This window comes from Vicinamibacterales bacterium (assembly GCA_041659285.1).
In the GTDB taxonomy this organism is placed as follows: Bacteria; Acidobacteriota; Vicinamibacteria; order Vicinamibacterales; family UBA2999; genus 12-FULL-67-14b.
Genome location: JBAZYO010000019.1, coordinates 52,900 through 76,887, shown reverse-complemented (window position 1 = coordinate 76,887; position 23,988 = coordinate 52,900). Strand labels below are relative to the sequence as shown.

Genomic DNA, 23,988 nt, shown 5'->3' with positions numbered 1-23,988 from the left:
AGGCAGGTCGCGCCGAGCGCCTGGAGGATCCGGATCAGCAGCTCGGTGTGATTCCCGCCGGTATGCGGATTGTCGTAGAGGTCACCCCAATACAGGCACAGCTGGCAGACGGTGGTGATCACCAGCGCCTTGGGCAGCAAGCCGGCCAGCCCGGCCGGCCCGGCCGCCAGGCCCACCTGCGCGTAGACCCCGGCGCCGACCGCGCCGAGAATGAGCGCGCTCTCCATCACGATGAGTGTCGATGAACGCCAGTTGGCGTCCTGGATCAGACCCTTGGCCATGACTGCCTACTTGGATTTCGAAACGCCGTAATAGCCATACCCGTAGTACTCGTAGTAGCCCCCGGCGTTGCGGTCGTGGGCGTAGTCCACGGCGTTCATCACGATGCCGAGGATGCGCTCGTGGCCCAGCGTGTCAACCGTGCGCTTGACCAGCTGAAACGGCGCCTTCCCGGCGCGCACCACCAGCAGCACCCCGTCGACGCAGGCCGCCAGCAGGTTGGCGTCGGGCAGCAGCGTGACCGGCGGCGTGTCGATCACCACCCAGTCGAACGCGCTCCTCGCCTGGTGCACGAGACGCTTCATCCGGTCGGACGTCAGGCCGCTGAGGGGGTCGGGGTCGGGGCGGCCGGCCGGCAGCACGAACAGCCGTTCCGACAGCTGGATCACCGACATCGGGCGGTCGTGCTCCGCCTTGAGGCCTTCGTCGAGGCCGTTGAGGGTCGGGAGGCCGAACAGGCGCTGCACCGTCGGGCGGCGCAGGTCGGCGTCGACGAGGAATACGCGGCGGTGGTACGACTCGCTCAGCGTCAGCGCGAGATTGGTCGCGGTCAGGCTCTTGCCCTCGCCGGGCAGCGAACTGGCGGTCATGACCACCTGGATGCCCCGCTCGGTCTGCGCATGGTGCAGCGTGGCGGCCAGCTTTCGGTACTGCTCGAGGGCGCCGGACGACACGCCCTCCGTCCCCACCAGCTTGCCGACCAGCTCCGGGTCGGTGCGCCAGCCGTCGAGCATGGCCCGTTCCGATGGAAAGGCGAGCAGCGGCGTACCTCCGGGTCCGGGATCGATGCGCTCGAAGCGCTCGAGGCCCTCCGTCACGCGGGCCCTCAACGGGCGCGCGACCGGCTCGAGGGCGATGGAGGAGGGCGTGGGGGGCGCGCCCTCCTCCCCGCGTCCGCGGCTCGCGCGCTGCAATGCATCGGCCAGTCGTGCCATGGGTCAGGTCCTGGTTCTATCCGTGGATTCGGGTAAGCGCGTCCGGCGAGACGTCGTCGCCGGGCACGAAGGCGGTGAAGTCGAAATCGGCGCAGACCTCGAGCACCAGGCCGTCGTCCACCGGCTGGCGATCCAGCGCAAAGCCCGACACCAGGGCGTTGTCGCAGATCACGCTGATGGTGCGGGGAATGCCGTTGGACCGTTCGTGGATGACGTTGACCGCCTGCGGCGTGAACAGGCGGGTGGCATCGCCGCCGGCGATCCGCACCCGGGCGGCGATGTAGGCGGCGGTGTCGGCGAGGTCCAGCGGCGCCAGCGAGCACCGCAGGCCGACCCGCTGCTTCAACTGACGCAGGGACGGTTGGCTCAAGCGCCCGGCCAGTTCCGGCTGGCCGGCGAGAACGATCGACAGCAGCTTCTCGGCCGCCGACTCGATGTTGGCGAGGAGCCGGACTTCTTCCAACAGCGCGTCGGGCAGGCATTGCGCCTCGTCAATGACGAGCGCGGTCATGCCACCCTCGCCGTGCCGCCGCGCCAACAGCTCGGTGAGGTCCGCCAGGCACCGCGTCTTCGACCGCGCCGCCTCGGCGCTGAGGCCGAAGCCGGTCGCCAGGAACTCGATGAACTCGGTGCGCGTGAGCGACGGGTTGTTGAGGTACACCGCCACGCCCTGTTGCGAGCGTTGTGACTGCAGCGCGGCGTGCACGAGTGTGGTCTTGCCGGTGCCGGCATCACCCAGGAGCAGCGCAATGCCGTTGCGGGCCGTCAGGCCGTACTCGAGCGTGGTCAGCGCCTCGCGGTGGCGCGGCGTCATGAACAGGAAGCGCGGGTTCGGCGTCAGCTCGAACGGGCGCTCGCGGAGACCGTAGAAGGATTCATACATGGGGCGGTCCTGTTCAGCGCACCAGCTGCCACCAGGCCGCCGTGGCCCCGGCCACCGTGGTGACCGTCACCACGGTCAGGATGAGCCGGTTGCGGCGCTGGCGGTGGAGATCGGAGATCGCCGTCATGATCGGGATGGCCGCGATGACCGGGAGCACCAGCGTGCGGACGATTTCGTCCTCGGTCCGCAGCGTCATGTCGCGGTACTCGATGATGCCGGTCAGGCCGAGGGCGAGGAACAAGCCGAGGGCGGCGGCAATCAACGCGAGGCGGACGCGGTTGGGGCTGAACGGCTCCTCGGGCAGGCGCGCCGGATCGAGCACCTTGAACTGCTCGCCGACCTGCTGCCGCTCGAGGTTCGCGGAGATTTGCGAGTTCTCCTTCTTGGCCAGCAGATCGGCGTAGATCTTCTGCAGCGTGTCGTAGTCGCGCATCAGCCCGGTCAGTTCGGATTCGTGGCCGGGGACGGCTTCGACGCGGCGCTGGTAGTCGCTCATGGTCTGCCGCAGGGCCTGCATGTCAGCCTCCTTGGCCTTGATCTGATCGTCGAGCTTGTCGAGTTCGGCCTGGATCTGCCTGCCGCGCGAGCGCCGGATGAGGTCGGCGCCGGTCACCGGGCCTGGCGCGGCACCGCTGGCGCCGGCCGACCCCGCCTCGACGACTTTGGCCTCGAGCTCGGCGATCGTCCTGGCCTTGGCGACCACGTCGGGATGCTGCGGCTTCAAGCGCAGCATCAACTGCCGCAACTCGGTCCTCGCGGTGTCGAGTTGATCGACCGCGCGCACCTCGTCGGTCGGCGCCATTCCGCCGGGGCCCCTTGCCATCGTGCCGGGCGGCGCGTTTGATTCAGAAGCCTCGGCCAGCGATCGCTCCACCAACAGCCGGCGATCGCGGTCGCGGTTGATCGACTCGCTCAGGTTCTGGATCTGGGTCTGCGTCGACTCGATCACCTGCAGGTTGCCCTGCAGTTGCGACGGCAGTTCGCCGGCGTTGCGCTTCCGGTAGGCTTCGAGTTTCTGCTCGTGGTCCACCAGGCGGCGCCGGGCGCCGTCGAGCTGTGACTCGAGAAACTGGTTGGTGCCGTCGGCCTGCACGCCGCGGTCGCGGAGGTTTTCCTCGATCACCATCGAGGCCAGGCGGTCGGTGACAATCATCGCGGTCCGCGGCGATTGCGCCACGAAGCTCACTTCGAAGGCGTCATCGCGGACGGTCTGGACGTCAACGTTGGCGCGCATCTCCTCGACGATCTGTTCCATCGGCCGGGTCGCCAATTGGTCGGTATAGAGGCCGAAGTCGTTGATGATCCGTTCCAGCCGGCTGCGGCTGAGGATCTCCTGCTTGATCGACCGCAGGCGATCCTCGATGCGCGTGGTCACGGTGGAGCGGACGTAGCTCTCGGGGACCCGCTGCGGCACGACGAGGATCAGCGTTTGGGAGCGGTACAGGTCGGGCAGCCGCAGCGACAGCAGGATCGCCGCCGTGGTCAGCACCGACACGAACGACACGATCAGCCACTTGTTGCGCCACGCGATCGCGGTGATGTCTTCGGGGGAATATTTTCGGCCGGGCAGCATCAATGTCCTCCGCTAGCGAATGACCGGCGTCCAGAGAGAGAGGCCCCACCGCATGCCGTGCCGGGTGAGTCCCGCCGCCAGCGCCGGCGGCAGATCGGGCGCGCCGGCGAAGCGATAGCGATAATAGAAATGCTCGGCGAAGATCGCCCAGTGGCGGGTCACCGCCGCTTCCACGCGCGTCAGGCTGACGCCGCTCTGGAAGGTCCGCTTGGCATCCGCGACATCGGCGCCCCGTGCATAACCGGGCTGGATGGTCACCTTGGTGCGCGGCCCCACGAACCCGTTGACCTCGGCGTTCACCGTTGCCGCCACGAAGGGCCGCGGCGTGCCGTCGATCGCCGTCAGGCCGCGCTGGTAGCCGATCGACGACGTCCAGCGCGGCGAGAGCTGATGACGCAGGGTCACGCTGCCGATGAGTTCGAACTGCCGCTGGTCTTCAACCGCGACCACGGTGGATCCAGACGTGAATCCCACCGCGGTCCGCGGCGAGAAGGCAAATGAGCGATTGATGACGAGGCCGACGTCGAGATCGTGATGCGCCGCCGACCGGAGGCTCGCCATGCTCCCGGAGCCCAGCCCGTAGCCCAGGCGGAGGGAAACGCCGGGTGTCAGTCGCTGGGTGTAGCGCACCGACGCCAACTGGACGCCGAAGTCGGACCGGGTGAAGTAGTTCGCGTAGTTCAAGCCGTAACCGAAGGTCAGGTCCCGGCTCGAGTTCCACGCATAGGTGCCCCCCGCGTAGGTCCCGTAGGTAATCTGCTTGTCCCGGGACACCGAGTAATCGACGCCCGCCGGATCAAAGGTCAGCTCCGAGCCGTCCGGCGCCGGCGCCTGGCCGAGCGCCAGCTGGTACGACGGCGAGTAGTTGACGTCCTGGGCGATCCGGAAGGTCAGGCGCCTGGACGCGAGCACCTGGAAGCCGACGCCGCCACCGTGCTTCTGCGTGCCGATCTGGTTCAACGAGGAGTAGTAGCGCACCGCGGAGGAGGCTGCGATGGTCCACGTCGTCCGCGGCCGGCGGCGGCGTGCCGCCAGCGCCAGGGTCACGCCCTGGTGCGCGCGGCCGGTCTGGAGGGAGTCGTCGAGCACGGATCCGGTCGCGAGCCGTGACGTGTCGTCGAGGCCCGCGTACAGCGATCCGGTCAGCGTGAACTGGTCCGCGCGCGTGTCATCGCGCTCGGCCGGCCCGAACAGCGACCGGTACGACCGCGCGGTCGCCTGCGCGCCGGCCGGGGCGGCCGCACACACGAAGACCGTCACCGCAATCACCAGGGCAGAGGAGCGGGAGGCCATGCGGACCAGTCAACTCGGTTCAGGGAACCAGGACGGTGTCGCCCGGCTGCAGGGCGATGTTCTGCTCGAGGTTCCTGCGGTTCAGCGCATCCTGGTAGTTGAAGCGGTGGACCACCTGTGCACCGTCCACGAAGCGCAGCACCGAGATGTTCTTGCCCTTGGCAAATTCCTTGAGCCCGCCCGCCATGGCAATGAGCTGCAGAACAGTGGCCGAGTTGTTCAGGGGATAGGGCCCGGGTTTCTCGACCTGTCCGGTGATGAAGACCCGCCGGCTGTTGATCGTCTTGACCATCACCGTCGGGTTCGGCTCCTCGATGAACTGACGGGCCGCGGCGACGACGCGATCACGGAAGTCGTCAGGGGTGAGGCCGGCGGCCTGGAGTTCGTTCAGCAAGGGGAGCGCCACCTTTCCATCGGGACGCACGGTGACCTCGGCCGACATGTCTTTCTCCCGCCAGTAGACGATCGCGAGCACGTCGTCGGCGCCGATCAGGTAGCCGGGCGGCAGCGCCGGCGCCGCTGGTGCGGCGGCGACCGATTCGTGGTCCGACTGCCTGGCCTGCGGTCCGGCCCCGGCGCGATCCGTGGCCGCGAGCACGAGGCCGGCGAGCAGCACGGCGGTGAAGGCGCGCCTCATCGGAATTCCTTGTATGAGGGCTGGCAGTGGTGCTTCCGCAGGAAGTTCAGGAACTTCTTGTAGTCGCCCTGCTCCATGTTGAACATGCGCGCCACGATCTTGTAGCTGCCATTGGCGTCCTGCAGCCCGCGGCGGACCACGTCGCGCACGCTCGTGCGCGTGATTTCACGCTGCATGTACAAGGGGTATACGGTGGTCCAGAACGAGTGCTGCTCGGCCGTCATCCGCTGGTAGAGATCGTCGGCGACCGTCCGCCGGCGCTCGCGGAAAGGCGTCGCCTCCGACGGCCGGTTGGAGCGGAGCTTGAGCGGCACGTGCTCGACGTCGATGACTTCGGTGCGGCACCGGATCAACATGCGCTCAATGACGTTCTGCAGTTCGCGCACGTTGCCCGGCCACTGGTACTCCATGAGCATGGCCATCGCGGCTTGGGAAATCGCGGTCGCGACGTGGACGCCAGGCTGAGACAGCCGCGCCAGGAAATGCTCGACCAGGGCCGGCAGGTCGTCTTTCCGCTCGCGCAGCGCGGGCACGACCAGGTGAATCACATTGAGGCGGTAGAACAGGTCTTCGCGAAACTGCCCCTTGGCGATCATGTCCGGCAGGTTGGCATTGGTCGCGGCGATGGTGCGGACATCAACCCGCGAGCCGGACCGGTGGGCGCCGACCTTCTGGATCTCGCCGGTTTCGAGGAACCGGAGGAGCAGCCCCTGCATCCGCAAGGTCATCTCGCCGATTTCGTCCATGAAGACGGTGCCGTCATCGGCGATTTCGAGCTTGCCGGGCTTGTCGCGGAAGGCGCCGGTGAAGCTGCCCCGAACATGACCGAACAGTTCCGATTCCAGCAGACCCTCGGGAAGCCCCGCGCAATTCACGGCAACAAACGAGCGGTTGGCCCGCCGGCCCTGTGCCCACAGCTGGCGAGCCACGACCTCCTTGCCGGCGCCGCTTTCGCCCGTGATCAGAACCTTGGCGTCAGTCCCGCCCACGCGCTGAATCTCATCGCGCAGTTCTCTGATCGCGTGGCTCTCACCAATGAGTTGTGCCGTGCCGTCGAATCGCATTCCGCCGCCTCGTCGAGAAGCCTGTCTAAGTCACAGGTAAGGGGGTTACTCGGGTCGCGTTGCGTACGATTTCCCCAGCCCATCAGCAAACTCGTCGCCAAGATCGACGACTTTCTCGCTCTGTGGCGACGTGACGCTCGCATCTGTAGGATTGCTTGGGGTTCTTGCACAGAGTGATCGGACGCGACACTTAACGATCCGAGTGATGTCCGACGATGTCGCACCGGTCGTGCTGTCGCTTCCAGTCGAGTTAGGGCGGAGAGGCAGACAAAAGTCTGCCGAATCGAGACTCCGCCATTGGCCGTGCGATTGAGATGTCGCGAATCACATCGCATTTGCAGGCTCAACCGTTCACGGAGTGTCTTTTGCAAGTCGCGGCTCCGGCAATTCGAACCCCCTGGAGGCACTGCGATGCATCGTCGCGCTCAATTTGGCGTTTTTGTACTGGCGTTCATTCTTCTCGGCCGCGGTCTTCTGGCCACGTTGAACCCCATTGCCACGGTGCACCTGACCGCGGGATGGGCGACGTTCGGTCAGGCCGTCCCGCAAGGCCTCGCGTTCGATGGGCTGCAGGTCGGGACCTTCGCGACGCAGACCGATGTCAAGAACCGCTGGCCTGATGGGTCGATCCGCTTTGCGATCGTGACAGCCAAGGCGTTGGCAGGGGGGGACTACGAGATCATGTCCGCATCTGCCGGCGGGGCCGGGTTCAGTCCCGCCCCGCAGGCGGCGTCGGTGGCTCTGACGATCAACAGCTGCACGCCGGCACCGGCGCCTGGCCAGTGTCCCACCGGACTATATGTCGCGTCCCTGCCGGCGCCGGCCGATACCTGGCTCTCGGGACCGTTGGTCCACGAAGGCCGATCAGTTGTCAGCCCAGCGTCGGAAACGGGCGCGCTTCACCCGTACCTTCGGGTCAACTTTGATACGCGCGTCTACCACGACGGCACCTCACGAGTTGATATCTCGGTCGAGAACATGCTGAATACCGCGTCCGCTCGGACGGTCGGGTACGACGTGGTCGTAACGGTCCCAGGTACCGCACCCTTCGCCAAGAGCAATGTCGAGCACCATTACCTCACGCGCTGGCGCAAGGTGTTCTCGAGCGCGGTGTTCTCCACCATCACGCCGGACCTCACGCCCTTCAATCTGTCTCGGGCACTCCCGCCGTACCTCTCGATCGTCGCCGATGCCATCAGCAGCCACGCGAGCCCCGACTACGACATCTTGGGGTCTGGTGCGCTCGATCACAACATGCCGGCGCATAGCGGCCGTCAGGAGCTCGCGCCTTACCCGGACTGGACCGCGCGGTACCTGGTTCACAAGAGCCCGGCGCAGCGCGAGTTCGTGCTGATCAACGGTGACCTATCGGGCGGCTGGCCGGTCCACCTGCGCGAAACCGATGGCCCTGGCGGTGATCAGCCTGGCCTGGGCCAGGAACGGCTGGTGTCGCTCGACCAGAAGCCGGGCTTTTGGTATGACGATCGCGCGGCCGGACGAGGGCTGGAACACGTCCAGGGAGCCCCGCTGCCGATTCGGGAATACGGCGGCGCGACGGAACCCTCGGCCGGTTCGGGCCAGTCGAGGCTCATCCCGGACAACGCGCATCAACCGTCGATTGCGTACGTGCCTTACCTGATGACCGGTGATCGGTATTACGCCGAGGAAATGGCGTTCTGGGCGAACTACGGCATGTTGCGGATCGATCCGGGAGACCCTGGACAGGGGGGCACTCGCGGCAGCGATGGCATTCTCGAGAACCAGGAGACGCGCGGGTACGCATGGGCGATGCGCAACCTGGTAGACGCCGCCGCTTACTACCCGGACTCCTCACCGGTTAAAAGCTATTTGTCGGCAAAGGTCAACGCCAACCTCGCCTGGCTCGATGCCTACGCCACGGCCGTGGCCCAGGACCCGAGCAACCCACTCAAGATTTTGTGGCTTGGCTATCGAGGGTCACAAGATGCGGGGTTCATTGCCCTCTGGGAACAGAACTATCTGGCCTATGCCATCGACCGTGCGAACAAGCAGGGATTCACCGGCGGACTCGTCCACCGCGACACCATCGCCCGACTGCAGCTTTCCCTGTTTTCGAGTGACCCGGACTATCCGCGTTCCACCATGCTGGCCGCCGATACGACGTTTAGTGACGGGACCTTTGTAGCGGCGGGCACGCAGCTCGATTGGGGTGCACCGTATCTTGTGAACGTCGCGACTGTGCCAGACCCTGAACGGTCGTGGGAGAACCCCACCTACTTCACCACGATGGCGCAGATCGCGGCCGGCACGACGGAGGGCCCGACGAGGTTTGATCGCTGGCGTCCCTATCCGGGGTACTACGGCCCGGAAGCTCGTCTCAACCTCATGATCGGCGTCGAGGCCGGCTGGGCCGGCGCCCAAGGTGCCTATGACTACCTGTTCCCGTTCATCGGGACCAACCTGGCGGCCTGCGGCAACATTGCCACCGGCGAAAATCGCCCGGACCTGGCATGCCGGGCCGGTTGGGCCCTTGACTTCTACGCGCCATACGCGCCGCCCGTCATCGGTGGCGGAGACGGCGATGGCGACGGCATCAACGACGCCGCCGACAATTGCCCGGCGGTGGCCAACCCCGATCAACTCGATCGTGACATGGACTCCATTGGAGACGCGTGCGATACCGATGACGACGGCGATGGTGTCTCTGACAGCGACGAGATCGCCGCGGGCTCGGATCCGCTCAACGCCGCGTCCACGCCCGAAGTGTGTGACGGCGCCGACAACGATCGGGACGGCCTGATCGACGAGGGCTCTCCGAATCTCGACGGCGATGCCTACGCCGACTGCGTAGACGCCGACGACGATGGCGATGGCGTCTCCGATGTGGACGAGATCACGGGGGGATCGGACCCTCGCAACGCCGCCTCGAGGCCGGAGATCTGTGACGGTCTCGACAACGACCTGGATGGATCGTTCGACGAAGGCTTCCCGAACAACGACGGCGACGCGCAGGGCGACTGCGTCGATCCAGACGACGACAACGACGGCACGCCGGACGCGACGGATGCGTTCCCGCTGAATGCGGGCGAATCGGTTGACACCGATGGCGACGGCGTCGGCAACAACGCGGACCTGGACGACGACAACGATGGGCGGCCGGACGCCACCGACCCGCTGCCGTTGATCGCGAACCGGGTCCCCACGATCGCCTCGCCAGGGCCACAGTCCTCCACGGCAGGCACGACGATTGTCCCGTTGCCGATTGGAGCGCTGGACCTCGACGGTGATGCGCTCGTCTATGGCGCGACTGGGCTGCCGCTCGGGCTGAGCCTCGACCCGGCCGGCTTCATCATCGGGACACCGACAACTGAAGCGGCCGACACCAACGAAGTGACGCTCACGGTGTCTGACGGATTGGGCGGCTCGTCCGTGACGTTTGGCTGGACCATCCAGGACGATGCCGTCGTTGCGGACCCGGGTGATGGTGGGACCGTGACCACCGACAACGATTCGTCACCGGGCGCGACGCCTGCCGACCCGGTCGAAACCGCCGTGACGTTGCCGGCGGGTTCGTCAGGAGCGGTCTCGATTACCGAGACGGACGTGACACTGCCGACGCCGGTTGGCTACTCGTTCCTGGACTTCCAGGTGAACATCACGGCGCCGCCGGCCACGGCGAATGCACCGCTGGTCATGGTGTTCAGGTTGGACGGGTCCATCATCCCCGCCGGCCAGGATGAGAACACGCTGCAACTGTTCAGGAACGGCGCCGCGGTGCCAGACTGTGCGGCGACCGACGGGACCGCCACGCCGGACCCCTGCATCACGCTGCGGCGGCGAATCACCGATGTGCCGGTGGACGACATCGAACTCACGGTTCTCACATCGGCGGCGAGCACGTGGAATGTCGGCGTGACGGCGCCCCCGGCCGACACTGATGGTGACGGCACGCCCGACGCCGACGACGCGTTCCCAGAGGATCCGTCCGAGACCATCGACACTGACGGCGACGGCGTCGGCAACAACGCCGACGCCGATGACGATGGCGACGGGATACCCGATGCCAGCGATCCGGATCCGCTGGTCTCGAACCGCGCCCCATCAGTGACGCCGGTTGACGATCGATCCGACCGCGAAGACACCGTCGTGTCGTTCGCCATCAACGGAATCGATCCGGACGGTGACACGCTGACCTTCTCGTCGTCCAGCCTGCCGCCCGGCGTGACGCTGGCGGCCAACGGGGCGGTCGGCGGCGCGCCGACCAGCCCAGGGACCTACACGGTGAATGTTGTCGCCTCCGATGGCTATTTGTCGGGCAGCGACACATTCACATGGGTTGTCGTGGCGGCGCCGGCCGATCCGATTACGCTGGAGAACCCCGGCCCCCAGTCGGACATGGAAGGCGAGTGGGTCAGCCTGCGGCTCGAGTGGGATGCGAACCTCAATGCCCGAACGGGCCGTTCTCGCCACCACGAGCGTCCTCAAGTTCACTTCCGCGCGACGAACCTGCCGCCGGGCTTGCACATCCGCAAGGACGGCGTCATCAGCGGGCGGGTGGCTAATCGCGCCGCGGGCGTGCGCCAGGCGAGGGTCACGCTCCGGGTTGGTCAGCAGGAGGTGTCGCAGGCGTTCACCTGGACGATTGTCCGCAAGAACCGGCCACCACGCCTGGAGCACCTCGACGATCAGGAATCGAAGGTGGGATCGGCGGTCGAGATCGTCGTGCGGGCCACCGATGCTGATGGAGATCCGCTGACCTTCACGGCGAACGGGCTGCCGCCGGGGCTGTCGATGAGCACCGCCGGCGTGATTTCAGGAACGGTGGGTGGCGGCGAACGCGAATATCACGCGACCGTGACCGTCTCCGATGGCAAGAGCCAGGAGTCCTTCACCTTCCATTGGAAGGCCACGGTCGTCAAAGAGAAGAAGGAAAAGGAAAAGGAAAAGAAGAAGAAGAAATAGAAGGGGGAAGGGGGCGCAGGAGCCCCCTTCTTACGATTCGCGGGTCGAGTCGACGACCTGGCGCCACTTCCTGGTGTCGATGTTGGCAGTGTCGAGCTCGAGACCACACAGCCACGAGTGGACGTCGTCCGCGGGCCTGGACCAGCGACAGACACCGGTCACGACCATTCCCACCGTGGGCAGGCTGACGTCAACCGGATTGTCGGCCGGGGCCGGCGGCGTGGCGCATTTCAGGCACAGTCCGCCGTAACCGACGTCCACGATCCGGGCCTCGGCCTGGGCGACGTGAGCGGGCAAGGCCGACGGCCGTCGAGGCCATCGGCGGGTGCTGACCAGGTCTCTCGGCATTCGCCCCGAGAGCAGGTCATCGATGAACGCGAGCATTCGCTCCGGCGCCGTGGACCTGGGCAGGAATCGCGCCTGGAGCTGCCTGGCTTCCGCCGGCAGTCCGACTTCCGTCTCGTCACCAATCACCACGATCGGCAGGCCGGGGTAGTCTGCCCGGAACCGGACGGCGAGGTGGAGACCATTGAAGCGGCCCAGGCGGACCGCCGTCACCAGGAGATCGGGGCGGCTTCGAGAGGCGGGCAGTGACGCGGCCTCGAACGACTTCACGGCCGTGACGGTGTGCCCGCCGCTGGCCAGAAGCTGCCCGATTGAGGCTGAAGCGTCCGGTTCGGATTCCACGAGAAGAATCTGGCTTGCCATAGTTGGGCCACCCCGCGCTGATCGAACAACTCTATCCTGCAAAGCGCAGGCCGTGCTACCGGTTGCGAATCTTCAGTTCCTTGATCCGGCGGGACAGGGTATTGCGGTGGACGCCGAGAGTGTCGGCGGCGCGGCACAGGTTGCCCGCGGAGGCGTCGATGACACTGGCGATGAACCGCTTGTCGAACTCGCGCCGGGCGTCCTCGAACTGGATGCCCTTGTCGACCATCTCGGTGACCAGCTTATCGAGCAAGTCACGCACGGGCGACTTCCAGCTCCCGGCCCGTCAGGCGCCGGTAGGCATCCAGGTATTTGCTGCGCGTGCCCTCGACCACGTCCGCCGGGAGCGACGGGACCGGCGGCTGCTTGTTCCACTTGATCGACTCGAGGTAGTCGCGCACGTACTGCTTGTCGAAGCTTGGTTGCGGTCCGCCGGGGGCGTACTGGTCCTTGGGCCAGTAGCGCGACGAGTCCGGCGTCATCATCTCGTCGATCAGCAGCAGTTCGCCGGCGTCGGTGAGGCCGAACTCGAACTTGGTGTCGGCGAGGATGATGCCCTTGGATTCGGCGTGTGCCACGCCGTGGGCGTAGAGTTCGAGCGTCAGTGTCTTGAGCCGGGCCAGCAGGTCGGCGCCGACGACCTTGGCGGCGGCCTCTTCGCTGATGTTCTCGTCGTGGCCCGAGTCGGCCTTGGTGGCCGGCGTGAAGATCGGTTCCGGCAGGCGGTCCGACTCCCGCAGGCCCTTCGGCAGCGGAATGCCGCACACCTCACCGGTGGCTTGGTAGTCTTTCCAGCCCGAGCCCGACAGGTAGCCGCGCGCGACGCATTCCACCTGGAGCGGGTTGGTCCGGCGCGACAGCATTGAGCGGCCCTCGAGTTGGGCCGCGTACTGACGGGCGGCGGCCGGGTAGGCCGACACGTCAATCGACAGCATGTGATTCGGGACGATATGGCCGGTCCGCGCGAACCAGAAGGCGGACAGCTGGTTGAGCACGCGGCCCTTGTCGGGAATGCCGGATCCCAGCACGTAGTCGAAGGCCGAGATGCGGTCGGTCGCGACCAGGATCAGCGCATCGTCTATGGCGTAGACGTCGCGAACCTTCCCGCGGCGGACGAGGGACAAGGCATCAAGCTGGGTATCCAAGAGAGGTTGTGAAGGCACGGGCGCTCGTGTGAAGGGAACCAACATGGTAAACGCGCCGGGCCTCAGGCGCAAGACGCCAACTTGCTGGGGTAGGGCAGCCGGCCGATACCTCATGTAGTATGGACGGTGGTTTGCGCATCTTAATTCGAACATTGGTAGTCCTCGGCCTGGCGGTCGGCCTCCTGACCCTTTTCCTGCGAAATGCAGACCTGGCCAAGGTGATCTCGTCGGTCAGGGCCGCGCGGTTGGACTACCTGCTGGGATCGCTGGCGCTGACCAGCGTTACGTTTCTAATCCGGGCCGAGCGGTGGCAATACCTCCTGGCGCCACTCGGGCCGACGCGGTTCATGGTGGTGTTGCGGACCACGGTAATCGGATTTGCGGCGTCGGCGTTGCTGCCGGCGCGTGCGGGCGAGGTGATTCGCCCGTACCTGCTGGCGCGGCGCGAGGGCCTGAGCGCCACCGCGACGTTCGCGACCATCATCGTCGAGCGTATTCTCGACCTCGTGGCGGTGCTGTTGCTGCTGGCCACCTTCCTGCTGTGGTTCGATCCGGGCCTGGAAGCGCGCGACTCGGCGTTGTTCAGCGCCATCCGCTACGGCGGCCTGGTGATGACGCCGGTGGCGCTGGGAACGTTGGTGGTGATGTTCGTCATGGCCGGTCATCCCGAACGGTTGCACGCGTGGGTGCTCAAGGCCGAGCGTGTGCTGCCGACCCGGCTGGCGACGCTGATCGCGCGGTTCGCGCGGACGTTCGCGGAAGGCTTCGCGGTGGTGCGCAGCCCGCTGCGCGTGCTGGCGGCCCTCGGGTGGTCGATCGTGCTGTGGTCGAGCATTGCCGCCGGGATCTGGGCCGTGGCGGTGGCGTTTGGAATCCCCATGCCGTTCACCGGCGGTTGGCTCATGCTCGCGCCGCTGGTGGTGGGCGTGGCGGTGCCGACGCCGGGCGGCGTCGGCGGGTTTCACGAGGCGTTCCGGCTGGGCGCCACCTCGTTCTTTGGCGCCGACAACGACACCGCGGTCGGCGCGGCGATTGTGCTGCACGCCATCTCGGTGGTGCCGGTCGTGATCGCGGGAGTGATCTTCACGATCCAGGACGGGCTGAAGATCGGTGGCTTGGCGAGAGGAGACCTTGGGTGAAATGTCCGTTCTGCGGTGAGCTGGGCGACAAGGTGGTCGATTCGCGCGAGAGCCGCGAAGGCGATGTGATTCGCCGTCGCCGGCAGTGTCTCAACGACAGCTGCCGGAAGCGCTTCACTAGTTACGAGCGCATCGACGAGATTCCCTACATGGTGGTGAAGAAGGACGGCACGCGCGAGCGGTTTGAGCGCCAGAAGCTGATCGGCGGCCTGCTCAAGGCGTGCGAGAAGCGTCCGGTGAAGGTCGCCGACATCGAGGAGATCGCCGACATGGCGGAACAGCTGCTGATTGAGAAGCCCGAGCGCGAGATCCCGGGCAAGGATCTCGGCGCGCTGGTCATGCAGGAGCTCAAGCGGCTCGACCAGGTGGCGTACGTGCGCTTTGCGTCGGTCTATCGCGACTTCCGCGACGTCGACGACTTCGTGCAGGAAGCGCGCGCCCTTCGAGGCAACAAGGAATAGGCCTGCCCGTGGCGACCGCCAAGCCCCTCAGTTCCGCATCGAGGCCGGCCGCCAGACTGCCCGCGGCGCGTTCGCGCCGGCCGTTCCGCGACAACCCGCCCCTGATCCTGGCGGGCATTGTCATCTTGCTCGTCGCCCTCGGCGGCATCGTCTGGCTGGCCGATCGCACCGCCACGCTGTCGCCGGACTTCCTGACGGAGGTCGTCCTCTACGCGTTGTACGCCACCAACATCACGATGCTCGTGGCGCTGGGCTTCGTACTCGCGCGCAACGTCATCAAGTCGGTGTTCGACGGCCGCAGCGGCCTGCCGCTTGGCCGCTTCCGCGCCAAGCTGGTCCTCGCGTTCCTCGGCCTGACCGTGATTCCCGCCGTGCTCGTGCTGATCGTCGGCAGCCGCGTCGTGCTGACCGCCGTCGATCGCTGGTTCAACACGCCGATGGAAGAGATCCTCTCCGGTGCCAACAGCATCGCGGCCGACTACTACCAGGAGCGTGAGCGGCTGGTGGCCGATCAGGCCTCGCGGCTGGCGCGCGAGCTGGGCCGCGTCGACCTCGGTGCCACCGACATGGCGCGCGTGCAGGACCTCGTCGTGCCGGAGGTGACCGGGCCGCGCGTGGGCATGGTGCAGGTCTATCGCGCCGAGCGGCTGCCGGGGCAGCCGGTGGACGTGGTGTCGCTGGTGGACGTGGCGTCACCGTCGATGCCGCAAGGGTGGGCCCGCGGCTCCGCCGACCGGCTGGCCGCGCGCGCCGCGTCTGGCAATGAGAGCGCCCCAAGCGTGCTCGAGCAACTCTCGGGCGGCGGCGACCTGCTGCACGTCGGCCAGGTCGTGCGCAACGCGGCCGGCCAGGTCACCGGCGCGGTCGTCGTCAGTGAGTACCTGTCGGGCGAACTGGCCGAACGCTCCCGCCGCATGACCAAGGCCTACGAGGACTACACGCAGCTGCGCGTCCTGAAGCAGCCGCTGGCCGGCGTCTACGTCTCGTTCTTCGTGATGGTCACGCTGCTGATCCTGGTCGGCTCGACCTGGATGGGCCTGTACCTGGCCAAGCGGATCACGCGGCCCGTGCAGATGTTGTCGGAGGCGGCGAAGGAAATCGGCGCCGGCCACTACGACCATCGCATCGCGCACGAGGGCTCCGACGAGTTCGGGTCGATGGTCGAGGCCTTCAACGCGATGGCCGCGGAGGTGGCGTCAAGCCGCCGCCGGCTGGAGCGCGCCAGCATCGATCTCGAGCGGAAGCACGAGGAGGGCGAAGGCCGCCGCCGCTACATCGAGGCCATCCTCGAGCGTATCGCCACCGGCGTGGTGTCGATCGACCGCTCGGGCCGCATCGGCACCATCAACCCCTCGGCCCTGCGCCTGCTGGAAGTGGACGCCGGCGTGGTGGGCAGCCCCGCGGTGGACGTGTTCGCCCGGCCCGACCTGGCGGTGATCAACGACGTGCTCGATCAGGCCGCGCGCGCCCGCATGGATTCGTTCGCGCAGGAGGTGGCGCTGGTCCGCGACGGCCGCGAACGCCACGTGGTGGCGGCGGCGACCCGCGTGCCCGGCACTGACGGCGGCTTCGACGGCACCGTGCTGGTGGTGGATGACGTGACGCCGCTGATCCGGGCGCAGAAGGTCGCGGCGTGGCGCGAGGTGGCGCGGCGGCTGGCGCACGAGATCAAGAACCCGCTGACGCCGATCCAGCTGTCGGCCGAACGCCTGCGCCGCAAGCTCAGTGACGTGGCGCCGCCGCTCCAGGACCTGGTGCAGGAATGCACCTCGACGATCATCGGCGAGGTGGAGTCGCTCAAGGGGCTGGTGGACGAGTTCTCCCAGTTCGCCCGCATGCCGGCGCCGCGGGCGGTGCCGACCGAGCTGCACGACCTGCTGAGCACGACCCTCGCCCTGTATGACGGGCTGTTCGCGTCGGTGACCTTCGAGAAACGCTTCGACCCCGCGGTGTCGCAGGTGCGCGTCGATCCGGAGCAGATGAAGCGCGTCATCATCAACCTGGTGGACAACGCCATCGAGGCGATGGGCCGCAGCGGCGCGATCACGATTGAAACCGCGCGCGACGTGCCGAACAGCCTGGTGCGCGTGGTGGTGGCCGACACCGGCCCCGGCATTCCGCCGGCGGAGCGGGACAAGCTGTTCCTGCCGTACTATTCGACCAAGGGCCGCGGCAGCGGCCTCGGCCTGGCCATCGTCCGCCGCATCGTCGCCGAACATGGCGGGAGCATCGACGTGTTCGACAACACGCCGACCGGCACCCGGTTTATCATCGAGTTACCAGCCTGATGCCGTCCATTCTTGTAGTTGATGATGAGCCGGGCGTGCGTTCGTCGGTCAGCGGCGTCCTCAAGGACGAGGGCTTCGACGTTGACGCCGTCGGCACCGGCGAGGAATGTCTCGAGCAGGCGAACAGCAACGCCTACGATGTCATCGTGCTCGACATCTGGCTGCCGGGCCTGGATGGCCTGACCACGCTGCAGCGCCTCCGGGAGCGCGAGATTGACTCGCAGGTGGTGATCATTTCGGGCCACGGCAACATCGAGTCGGCCGTGCGCGCCATCAAGATGGGCGCCTTCGACTTCATCGAAAAGCCGCTCTCGCTCGAGAAGACCGTGCTGGTGGTGCGCAACGCCCTGCGCCAGCGCGACCTCGAGGCCGAAAACCGCGTGCTGCGCGCCAAGGTCGATCGGCAGCAGCAAAACATCATGGTGGGGGAGAGCGCCCCGATGCTGCGCCTGCGCGAACATGTGGCGCAGGCGGCGCCAACCAACGGCCGCGTGCTGATCCTGGGCGACAGCGGCACCGGCAAGGAACTGGTGGCGCGGACGATTCACCAGTCGAGCCGGCGCAAGAACGGCCCGTTCATCGAGGTGAATTGCGCCGCCATTCCCGAGGAGTTGATCGAATCGGAACTGTTTGGCCACATGCGCGGCGCCTTTACCGGGGCGGTCGCCGACAAGCCCGGTCGATTCGAGCAGGCCACCACGGGCACGATCTTTCTCGACGAAATCGCCGACATGAGCCTGAAGACCCAGGCCAAGGTGCTGCGGGTGCTGCAGGAACAGGTGATGGAGCGGGTCGGCGGCACGCAGCGCATCAAGGTGGATGTGCGCGTGGTCGCCGCCACCAACAAGGACCTGCTCGAAGAGATTCGCGCCGGCCGCTTTCGCGAGGACTTGTACTTCCGCCTCAACGTCGTGCCGATCTTCGTGCCGTCGCTGCGCGAGCGACAGGACGACATCGCGCCGCTGGCGGATCACTTCATGGCGCTGCTGGCCACCGAATACGGCCGGCGCCCGAAGCGCATGGCGCCCGAAGCGGCGGCGCGGTTACGGCAGTACGCGTGGCCGGGCAACGTCCGCGAGCTGCGCAACGTGGTCGAGCGTCTGATCATCATGGTGCAGGGCGACACCATCACCGCGCAGGACCTCGGGTTCCTGGGCCGCGACGGGGTGCCCGACGCGCCGGCCGCGCACGGGTCGGCCAGGCCGCTGTCGGAGGCCCGCGACGAGTTCGAGAAGGACTACATCCTGCAGACGCTGGCCGCCCAGCAGGGCAACATGTCGCGCACCGCCGAAGTGCTCGGCGTCGAGCGCTCCAATCTCTACAAGAAACTGCGCGCGTTCGGCGTGACGCCGCGCAGCGACAAGTGATCAGCCGGTCTCGTCCAGCTTCTTCTCCAGGATTTGCGCCGACGAGAAGCCTTCCAGCTGCAGGTAGTACTCTGCCGCCTGGGTGAGGGCGGCGGATGGCACCAGCCCGACGATCTCGCTTTCCAATACCTGGACGCCGTAGCGCTGCGCCTCGCGCTTGACCAGTTCGAACACCCGGAACATCGGTGTCTTCTCGTAGTTGGTCAGGTTGATCGAGACCTGAACGATGCCGCGGTCCGCGAGCGGAATACCCATGGCCTTGACGAAACGCAGGCCGCCGCTGCTCATGCGGACGGCTGCCGCGATCTTCTTGGCGACATCCAGCCGGTCGGTGGCGAGATTGATGTTGTAGGCAATCAGCGGCATGCGCGCGCCGATGACCGACGCGCCGGCGCTGGCATGCGGCGCCGCCGGTCCGAAATCCGGCGCCCAGGCCGGCTGCGCCATCTTCGCCGCGAGGCCCTCGAATTCGCCGCGGCGGATGTCCTCGAGGTTCTTGCGCGCCGGGTTCGTTGACGCGTCCTCATACAAGTAGACCGGCAGCGCGAACCGCTGCGCGACGTCCGCCGCCACCGACTTCGCCAGCTGGACGCAGGCCGCCATCGTCACGCCCTCGATCGGGATGAACGGCACGACGTCCACGGCGCCGAGCCGCGGATGCTCGCCGGTGTGGGTCCGGAGATCGATCGCCGCGATCGCGCCCTCGAACAGCTTGGGGATGCCTTCGGCGAGTGCCGCCGCCGTGCCCGCCAGCGTGAACACCGAACGGTTGTGGGTGGCGTCGGACTGGACGTCGAGCACGCGCATGCCGGGCACGGCCCGCAGCGTCGCGGCCAGGGCGTTGATGACCTCGGGACGACGGCCTTCGCTGATATTGGGGACACACTCGATGGTCGGCATGTCCCACGATTGTAGGGCACCCTCGCTCGGCACCCCTAAAAGGGGTGCCCTACACGAGAAGCGTCGCTCGCGGCCCTCCCTGACACATCGTGCAGGGCACCCCTTTATGGGGTGCCGGGAGTCATCGTGTAGGGCACCCCTTTACGGGGTGCCGGGAGTCGGGTAAGTGCTATAATCACCGTCACTTACCCATGGCCGACCCGCACACGTCAGGCCCGCGCCGGTCCGAGGCGCCGAGCGCCGAAGACGAAGGGCGCATCGAGCATCTGCTCGTGACGGGCCTCGATCACTATTTTGCGGGCGAGTTCGACGCCGCCATCAATCTCTGGACGCGCGTTCTCTTTCTGGATCGCACCCACGATCGCGCCCGCGCCTACATCGAGCGGGCGCGCAGCGCCCAAGCCGAACAACAGCGCATCTCCGAAGCCCTCGTGCATCAGGGCCTCGAGGCCTTCGGCCGCGGGGAAGTGGTGCGGGCTCGCGCCCTGCTCAGCGATGCGCTCGACCAGGGGGCCTCGCACGATGTCGCCCTCGGGGTGATCGGACGCATCGACCGGCTCGACCTGGGCCAGCGCTCGACGGCGCCAGTGGCCCCGGCCGCTCGCGAACGGGTGCGCCGGCAGGCACGGGCCGCCGACGTGCCGAGCCTGGATCAGCGTCGCGGCAGTCTCGCGCGGTGGTGGGCGATGGCGGCGGGCATCGTGATCGTGGCCGCGATTGCGTTCGTGATGGTGACCCCGAATGGCCTGGCCGACTGGTTCCCCGTGCAGGCCACCACCGACACACCGGCGTCGGCCATCGTCACGCCGGCGCCGTTGCCGGTGCCATCGCCGACCGAGGCATACCTGGCGCAGGGACGGGCCCTGTTCGCCGGCGGCAAGCTGCGCGACGCGATGCGGGCCCTCGACCGGGTGCCGCTGGGAGACTCGCTCCGGCAGGACGCCGACCGGTTGCGCGGCGACATTCAACGCGAACTGCTGGCGGTGGCGAGCGCCGAGACGGCGTCGCCCGCATCCGCCGCCGGCCCTTCACCGTCGCCACCCCGCGAATGAAGTGTCCGAAATGCGGCTATCTCGGTTTCGAGACGACCGACCGGTGCCGGAACTGTCAATACGACTTTTCACTCTCGCCGTTCAGCGCCGATCCTGACCTCACCCTGCGCTCGGACAGCGGTGTGGAACCTGGCGCCGACTTCGACTTGCCGCCCATCGCGCGTCCGAGCGACAGCCTGAATTCGAGCTCGTTGGATCTCGATCGTTTGTTTGGCGATCCGGAGCCCGAACCCGGGCCGCCTCCCGTGCCGGCGGTGGAACCACCCGCGGCGACCTTCATGACCTTGGCCACCGCGGCGGACGTGGGGGGGGAGCCGGCCGGCGACGACGCGACGACGGCGGGCGAGGCCGTCACCGACCCCACGGCACTGCCGTTCGATGATGCGCCGTTGTTGCCGCCGCGCGCGGCGCGGACGCCACTGTCGGTCAGGCGCGCCTCCCCCGAGATTCCCCGCAACCGGCCTCGCACCACTCGGCCGGTGCGGATGGAAACGCCCCTCGCCTTCGATCCCGCACCGGCGCCGCCGAAGACGGCGGAGGTGAGTGTCGCCGCCGGCGAGACGGTCGCCTCGCTCATGCAGGCGCCGCCGCTGGCGGTGCGCGTGGGCGCCGGCGTGATCGATCTCGCGCTGCTCGTGGGCATCGACGCGGCCGTCCTGTTTCTCACGCTGCGGATCGCGGGCCTGCAGACCACGATGGCGGATTTTCGCGTGCTGCCACTGGTGCCGTTCATCGGGTTCCTGGGGTTGCTGGCGTTCGGCTATGTGGCCTCGTTCACCGTCGCCGGCGGCCAGACCGTTGGCAAGATGGTGCTCAAGCTGCGCGTGATCGGTGACGACGGCCGGCCGGTGGATGCGGCAGGCGGCGTGTTGCGCGCCGTGGGCTGCATGCTGGTGCCCATCACCCTCGGCCTGTCGTACGTGCCGGCGTTGTTCAGCAGCGACCATCGCGCGCTGCACGATCGCCTGGCGGGCACCCGCGTGGTGTGCGAATGAACCAGCTTGCGCTCCTGATCGCCTCCTTCGGCTACGTCGGGTTTTTTCCCATCGCGCCCGGCACCGCCGGCTCGCTGGCGGCGCTGGTGCTGTTTGCGTTCGTGCGCTGGGTCGGCATGCCGGCGTTCGAACTGGGCATGATCGCGGCGGTGATGGTGGCCGGCGTGTGGGCCGCCAACGGCGCCGAGCGCGCCCTTGGCCAGAAGGACCCGGGGCCGATCGTGATCGATGAAGTACTCGGCATGCTCATCACGCTCGCCGTGATTCCGGTCTCGCTGACCGCCGTGCTGGTCGGGTTCCTGCTGTTTCGCCTGTTCGACATCGTCAAGCCGTTTCCAGCGGCCCGCATGGAACACCTGCCCGGCGGCTACGGCGTGATGCTCGATGACGCGGTCGCCGGGTTGTACGCGCACCTCGTGCTCCGGGCCTGCATGTGGTGGATGCCGTCGTGGCTGATCGCGTAGAGTCCCGCCCCTTCGACGCGACGATCATCGCCGTGGGCAGCGAACTGCTCACGCCCGAGAAGGTCGACACCAACTCGCTGTTCATCACCCAGGTGCTCAACGAGCTGGGCATTGCCGTCGCCTGCAAGGCGATTGTGGGCGACCACCGCGCGGAGCTGACCTCGCACGTCGCCCACGCGCTGGCGCGCCATCGGCTCGTCATCCTGACCGGCGGCCTCGGCCCCACCGACGACGACCTCACGCGCGAGGTGGTGGCGACCCTCCTCGGGTTGGTGATGGACGAGGACCCCGCGATCATCGACGCCATGGAGCGGCGCTTTGCGTCGCGCGGCTGGAAGATGCCGGCCGTCAACCGGCGCCAGGCGCAGGTGCCGCGGGGCGCCGCCGTGCTGGCCAACCCCAACGGCACCGCGCCGGGACTGTGGATCGAGCACGACGGGGCGATCGTGGCCCTGTTACCGGGCCCGCCCCGCGAGATGAAGCCGATGATGGAAGGCGAGGTGCGCACGCGCCTGCTTGCTCGCGCCGGCGACACCCGCCTGTTCCGCCGGCTGGTCCGGGTGTCCGGCAAGGGTGAATCGGCGGTGGAGGAAATCGTCCAGCCAATCTACTCACAATGGCTGAACCAGCACCCGCCGATCGAAACCACGATCCTCGCCGGCCTCGGCCAGGTCGAACTGCACCTGGTCATGCAATCCACCGAGGCGTCACGCGCGGCCGCGGCGCTGGAACTCGCCGTCTGCCAACTGACGGCCGCGTTGGGACGGGACGTGGTCAGCACTGACGGCGCCGGGCTCGAGGCCGTGGTCGGCGCCCTGTTGCGCGCGCGCGGCTGGCGCGTCGCGCTGGCCGAATCGTGTACGGGCGGACTCGCCACCTCGCGGCTGACCGATGTGCCGGGCAGCTCCGATTACGTCGAGCGCAGCGTGGTGGCCTACAGCAACGAGGCGAAGTCGGAATTGCTCGGGGTGCCCGCGGCGCTGATCCGCGAGCATGGCGCCGTCAGTGAGCCGGTGGCCGCGGCCATGGCGGAAGGCATTCGCGACCGCGCCCGGGTCAACCTCGGCGTGGGCATCACCGGCATCGCCGGCCCCGGCGGCGGCAGCGCGGAGAAGCCGGTCGGCACGGTGTGCATTGCCGTGGCCGGCGCCGGCACACGCGTGCGCACGTTCCGGTTCCCGGGGGGTCGCGACATGGTCAAGGCGATGTCGGCCAACTGGGCCATCGACCTGCTGCGCCGCCACCTGCTGGAGACCTGATGTTGGCGAGGGTGTTCGTCGCCGTGGACGTCGGTGACGCCGTCCGCGCCGAGGCGGCGCGCGTCATCCAGGCCATCAGCGGAAGAATCGAAGCAGTGAAAACGCCGCCGAAGGTCACCTGGGTCAAGCCGCAGGCGCTGCACGTCACCATCCGGTTCATCGGCGAGATCGACGAAGCGGCCCTGCCCGGTCTGTGCGAGCGGCTCTCGGGTCCGATTGCGATGCCGCCGTTTGAGGTGGAGTGGCGCGGGCTGGGCGCGTTTCCGTCCCCGCGCCACCCGCGGGCGCTCTGGCTCGGGGTCGTGAGCGGCGGCGCGGCCCTTGGCGCGCTGGAAGCCGAAGTGTCGCGGCGCCTCGCCGGCACCATCGATCCGGAGGTCAAGCCGCTGTTGCCGCATCTGACACTTGGCCGGATCAAGATGGCCGGCGCCGGCATGGACTGGCCCAAGGTCCTGCAGTCGATCGAGGTGCGCGGCGCGCGCTCACCGGTGGGCCGCGTCACCCTCTACCGCAGCCACCTGTCGCAACGGGGGCCGCATTATACTGGACTGGTCAGTGCGCCGCTCATCGGACGGCCCGGTCCGGCTAGTGGCGACGCGTGACAC

21 protein-coding genes are annotated in these 23,988 nt (G+C 67.5%); 10 read left to right on the top strand and 11 right to left on the bottom strand.

The window, feature by feature from the left end:
• From WC815_22265 to WC815_22235, 7 genes are all read right to left on the bottom strand, one after another.
• Positions 1 to 281 (bottom strand): hypothetical protein (locus tag WC815_22265; protein ID MFA5911512.1); only part of this gene is annotated, 281 nt, incomplete at its 3' end.
• Between the two features lie 6 nt (positions 282 to 287).
• Positions 288 to 1,214: a CpsD/CapB family tyrosine-protein kinase gene (locus tag WC815_22260; protein MFA5911511.1), complete on the bottom strand. Its 927-nt coding sequence runs from the start codon at positions 1,212 to 1,214 to the stop codon at positions 288 to 290.
• Between the two features lie 16 nt (positions 1,215 to 1,230).
• Positions 1,231 to 2,097, bottom strand: coding sequence for an AAA family ATPase (locus tag WC815_22255; GenBank protein ID MFA5911510.1), 867 nt, complete (start codon positions 2,095 to 2,097; stop codon positions 1,231 to 1,233).
• Between the two features lie 13 nt (positions 2,098 to 2,110).
• Positions 2,111 to 3,670 (bottom strand): GNVR domain-containing protein, encoded by a 1,560-nt coding sequence (locus WC815_22250; GenBank protein ID MFA5911509.1) that lies wholly within the window; start codon positions 3,668 to 3,670, stop codon positions 2,111 to 2,113.
• 12 nt (positions 3,671 to 3,682) lie between these two features.
• Positions 3,683 to 4,963: a hypothetical protein gene (locus tag WC815_22245; GenBank protein MFA5911508.1), complete on the bottom strand. Its 1,281-nt coding sequence runs from the start codon at positions 4,961 to 4,963 to the stop codon at positions 3,683 to 3,685.
• A gap of 19 nt (positions 4,964 to 4,982) precedes the next feature.
• Positions 4,983 to 5,600 carry a polysaccharide biosynthesis/export family protein gene (locus tag WC815_22240; protein ID MFA5911507.1) on the bottom strand — a complete coding sequence of 206 codons (618 nt, stop codon included), beginning with the start codon at positions 5,598 to 5,600 and terminating at the stop codon, positions 4,983 to 4,985.
• Entirely contained in the window at positions 5,597 to 6,664 is a 1,068-nt protein-coding gene (locus tag WC815_22235; protein MFA5911506.1) for a sigma-54 dependent transcriptional regulator, read from the bottom strand. Before WC815_22235 ends, WC815_22240 begins: the two co-directional genes overlap by 4 nt.
• A 483-nt stretch (positions 6,665 to 7,147) precedes the next feature.
• Here WC815_22235 and WC815_22230 point away from each other — a divergent pair, with 483 nt between their 5' ends.
• Positions 7,148 to 11,605: a putative Ig domain-containing protein gene (locus WC815_22230; protein MFA5911505.1), complete on the top strand. Its 4,458-nt coding sequence runs from the start codon at positions 7,148 to 7,150 to the stop codon at positions 11,603 to 11,605.
• A 30-nt stretch (positions 11,606 to 11,635) separates the two neighbouring features.
• Here WC815_22230 and WC815_22225 read toward each other — a convergent pair whose 3' ends face one another.
• From WC815_22225 to WC815_22215, 3 genes are all read right to left on the bottom strand, one after another.
• Entirely contained in the window at positions 11,636 to 12,292 is a 657-nt protein-coding gene (locus tag WC815_22225) for a response regulator (GenBank protein ID MFA5911504.1), read from the bottom strand.
• A gap of 76 nt (positions 12,293 to 12,368) precedes the next feature.
• The gene (locus WC815_22220) at positions 12,369 to 12,575 is read right to left on the bottom strand and encodes a helix-turn-helix domain-containing protein (protein MFA5911503.1); all 207 of its coding nucleotides are present in this window, start codon (positions 12,573 to 12,575) and stop codon (positions 12,369 to 12,371) included.
• On the bottom strand, positions 12,568 to 13,503 hold the full coding sequence (locus WC815_22215) for a phosphoribosylaminoimidazolesuccinocarboxamide synthase (protein ID MFA5911502.1): 936 nt from the start codon (positions 13,501 to 13,503) through the stop codon (positions 12,568 to 12,570). The genes WC815_22220 and WC815_22215 overlap by 8 nt, the downstream gene beginning before the upstream one ends.
• A 107-nt stretch (positions 13,504 to 13,610) precedes the next feature.
• Between WC815_22215 and WC815_22210 the strand changes: the two genes are divergently transcribed.
• The 4 genes from WC815_22210 to WC815_22195 are packed head-to-tail and all read left to right on the top strand — an operon-like array spanning position 13,611 to position 18,713.
• Entirely contained in the window at positions 13,611 to 14,597 is a 987-nt protein-coding gene (locus WC815_22210) for a lysylphosphatidylglycerol synthase transmembrane domain-containing protein (protein ID MFA5911501.1), read from the top strand.
• Entirely contained in the window at positions 14,594 to 15,058 is a 465-nt protein-coding gene (nrdR, locus tag WC815_22205) for a transcriptional regulator NrdR (GenBank protein ID MFA5911500.1), read from the top strand. Before WC815_22210 ends, nrdR begins: the two co-directional genes overlap by 4 nt.
• Before the next feature lie 8 nt (positions 15,059 to 15,066).
• On the top strand, positions 15,067 to 17,346 hold the full coding sequence (locus WC815_22200) for an ATP-binding protein (GenBank protein ID MFA5911499.1): 2,280 nt from the start codon (positions 15,067 to 15,069) through the stop codon (positions 17,344 to 17,346).
• Positions 17,346 to 18,713 (top strand): sigma-54 dependent transcriptional regulator, encoded by a 1,368-nt coding sequence (locus WC815_22195; GenBank protein ID MFA5911498.1) that lies wholly within the window; start codon positions 17,346 to 17,348, stop codon positions 18,711 to 18,713. Before WC815_22200 ends, WC815_22195 begins: the two co-directional genes overlap by 1 nt.
• Here WC815_22195 and ftcD read toward each other — a convergent pair whose 3' ends face one another.
• The gene (gene ftcD, locus WC815_22190) at positions 18,714 to 19,613 is read right to left on the bottom strand and encodes a glutamate formimidoyltransferase (protein ID MFA5911497.1); all 900 of its coding nucleotides are present in this window, start codon (positions 19,611 to 19,613) and stop codon (positions 18,714 to 18,716) included. It abuts the gene before it with no gap.
• Positions 19,614 to 19,804: 191 nt separating this feature from the next.
• On the opposite strand from ftcD, the gene WC815_22185 reads away from it, so the two are divergent.
• Genes WC815_22185 through thpR form a run of 5 tightly spaced genes read left to right on the top strand, consistent with a single transcriptional unit; the run spans position 19,805 to position 23,985 of the window.
• Positions 19,805 to 20,665: a hypothetical protein gene (locus WC815_22185; protein ID MFA5911496.1), complete on the top strand. Its 861-nt coding sequence runs from the start codon at positions 19,805 to 19,807 to the stop codon at positions 20,663 to 20,665.
• Entirely contained in the window at positions 20,662 to 21,660 is a 999-nt protein-coding gene (locus tag WC815_22180; GenBank protein ID MFA5911495.1) for an RDD family protein, read from the top strand. Before WC815_22185 ends, WC815_22180 begins: the two co-directional genes overlap by 4 nt.
• A complete protein-coding gene (locus tag WC815_22175) occupies positions 21,657 to 22,124 on the top strand; it encodes a phosphatidylglycerophosphatase A (protein ID MFA5911494.1) in 468 nt (155 codons plus the stop codon). The genes WC815_22180 and WC815_22175 overlap by 4 nt, the downstream gene beginning before the upstream one ends.
• The gene (locus tag WC815_22170) at positions 22,109 to 23,383 is read left to right on the top strand and encodes a competence/damage-inducible protein A (protein MFA5911493.1); all 1,275 of its coding nucleotides are present in this window, start codon (positions 22,109 to 22,111) and stop codon (positions 23,381 to 23,383) included. Before WC815_22175 ends, WC815_22170 begins: the two co-directional genes overlap by 16 nt.
• Positions 23,383 to 23,985: an RNA 2',3'-cyclic phosphodiesterase gene (gene thpR / locus WC815_22165; GenBank protein MFA5911492.1), complete on the top strand. Its 603-nt coding sequence runs from the start codon at positions 23,383 to 23,385 to the stop codon at positions 23,983 to 23,985. The genes WC815_22170 and thpR overlap by 1 nt, the downstream gene beginning before the upstream one ends.
• Positions 23,986 to 23,988 lie beyond the last annotated feature (3 nt).

Excerpts from the sequence above, each read along its gene's own strand:
- WC815_22260 (MFA5911511.1), bottom strand. The coding sequence starts at position 1,214 with ATGGCACGACTGGCCGATGCATTGCAGCGCGCGAGCCGCGGACGCGGG.
- WC815_22255 (MFA5911510.1), bottom strand. The coding sequence starts at position 2,097 with ATGTATGAATCCTTCTACGGTCTCCGCGAGCGCCCGTTCGAGCTGACG.
- WC815_22250 (MFA5911509.1), bottom strand. The coding sequence starts at position 3,670 with ATGCTGCCCGGCCGAAAATATTCCCCCGAAGACATCACCGCGATCGCG.
- WC815_22245 (MFA5911508.1), bottom strand. The coding sequence starts at position 4,963 with ATGGCCTCCCGCTCCTCTGCCCTGGTGATTGCGGTGACGGTCTTCGTG.
- WC815_22240 (MFA5911507.1), bottom strand. The coding sequence starts at position 5,600 with ATGAGGCGCGCCTTCACCGCCGTGCTGCTCGCCGGCCTCGTGCTCGCG.
- WC815_22235 (MFA5911506.1), bottom strand. The coding sequence starts at position 6,664 with ATGCGATTCGACGGCACGGCACAACTCATTGGTGAGAGCCACGCGATC.
- WC815_22215 (MFA5911502.1), bottom strand. The coding sequence starts at position 13,503 with ATGTTGGTTCCCTTCACACGAGCGCCCGTGCCTTCACAACCTCTCTTG.
- WC815_22195 (MFA5911498.1), top strand. The coding sequence starts at position 17,346 with ATGCCGTCCATTCTTGTAGTTGATGATGAGCCGGGCGTGCGTTCGTCG.
- ftcD (MFA5911497.1), bottom strand. The coding sequence starts at position 19,613 with ATGCCGACCATCGAGTGTGTCCCCAATATCAGCGAAGGCCGTCGTCCC.
- WC815_22185 (MFA5911496.1), top strand. The coding sequence starts at position 19,805 with ATGGCCGACCCGCACACGTCAGGCCCGCGCCGGTCCGAGGCGCCGAGC.
- WC815_22180 (MFA5911495.1), top strand. The coding sequence starts at position 20,662 with ATGAAGTGTCCGAAATGCGGCTATCTCGGTTTCGAGACGACCGACCGG.
- WC815_22175 (MFA5911494.1), top strand. The coding sequence starts at position 21,657 with ATGAACCAGCTTGCGCTCCTGATCGCCTCCTTCGGCTACGTCGGGTTT.
- thpR (MFA5911492.1), top strand. The coding sequence starts at position 23,383 with ATGTTGGCGAGGGTGTTCGTCGCCGTGGACGTCGGTGACGCCGTCCGC.